We start from the raw sequence: 1,193 nt of genomic DNA, 5'->3' as shown, positions 1-1,193 counted from the left end.
TGCCCATCAGCGCCAAAATGCCGAAAAGTTCATTGCCCCTGCATCGAGGGCGGCGTAACGTTCAACCCGGCATCGCCGCTCAACGAAGTTCAACAAACTTCGGGACATCCCCCCGCCGACGCCACCACCGACATTGCCAGAGGCACCGCCACCGACCTGTGCAAATGCGGAACTTGCTACGATTGCCGTCATAGCCATAGTGGAAAGCACCATCTTTTTGACATTAGTCATTATCGTCTCGATTTCATTCGCCGATCGATTGATCATTGTGTCCCGACGAGCCGGACTTATGAACCCGCTGTGGTGAATGTGGCTTCTCTGGTCAACTCGATCGCGCCTTAAAAACCTTCCGTGAACGTCGGACCTGTGGGCGGTGCGCGATCCAATCGAAACACGTCAATCCTCGCGCTTGGTTGCAATGGCGCCACTGCGGCACTTCGGTCATCCCAGCTGTTCGGTAGACGGCTTATCGGTTGCGGGCGGAAAGACCGCGTTTGCGGTATTGGCCGCGGTCAGAATTCCCGAGATCAGACCGTTGTTAGGAATGCATTAAGCACAACCACGCATGATCGTCATGCGGGGCTTGGTATTGCGTTCCTCGCCTTTCCGCCAAGGTATGTTTAGTATAGTTCGCGCTGATTTGCGGCGCGCAACATCTCCTGGATGCGCGCCACAACCTGCGCTTCATCATAGGGTTTGGCCATCAGCGGGCCGTCTTTGCATAGATCACCGGCCTTCTCCGCCGCGTTGACCATGCCGGAGTTCAGGATGACATGTAGGTCCGGTCGATGCTGGCGTATCCAACGGGCAAGGCCAAACCCGTCGAGTTCGCCAGGCATCTGAACATCGGAAAAGACGACGTGAATCGTCCGGCCGGATTCGATGACTGCCTTTGCATCGTCGCCCGTGGAGGCTTCGATAACATGGAAGCCGCAGTCCCGGAGATAGTCGGCAATGTTGATGCGAATGAACAACTCGTCCTCAACTATGAGGACCGTTTTGTGATCATCGCTTTGCGCGGAGCCGTTTGTATTCGCTTGGGCGTAATTCATCATCATCCTAGACGTCGACGCCTTGAAATGGGGGGATGTCCCGAAGTTTGTTGAACTTCGTTGAGCGGCGATGCCGGGTTGAACGTTACGCGGCCCTCGATGCAGGGGCAATGAACTTTTCGGCATTTTGGCGCTGATGGG

The 1,193-nt window shown here is 55.7% G+C and carries 2 protein-coding genes; one reads left to right on the top strand and one right to left on the bottom strand.

The features are described from left to right. Positions 1–342, top strand: a 342-nt coding sequence (locus VQ045_RS21725) for a hypothetical protein (RefSeq protein WP_331831608.1), incomplete at its 5' end; no start/stop codon positions are given. Positions 343–620: 278 nt separating this feature from the next. Here VQ045_RS21725 and VQ045_RS21720 read toward each other — a convergent pair. Further along, a partial coding sequence (locus VQ045_RS21720) for a response regulator (protein ID WP_331831607.1) occupies positions 621–1,193 on the bottom strand: 573 nt, incomplete at its 5' end.

It is taken from the genome of Aurantimonas sp. E1-2-R+4 (genome assembly GCF_036549515.1).
Taxonomy (GTDB): domain Bacteria; phylum Pseudomonadota; class Alphaproteobacteria; order Rhizobiales; family Rhizobiaceae; genus Aurantimonas; species Aurantimonas coralicida_A.
This window is presented reverse-complemented; position numbering and strand designations above follow the sequence as displayed.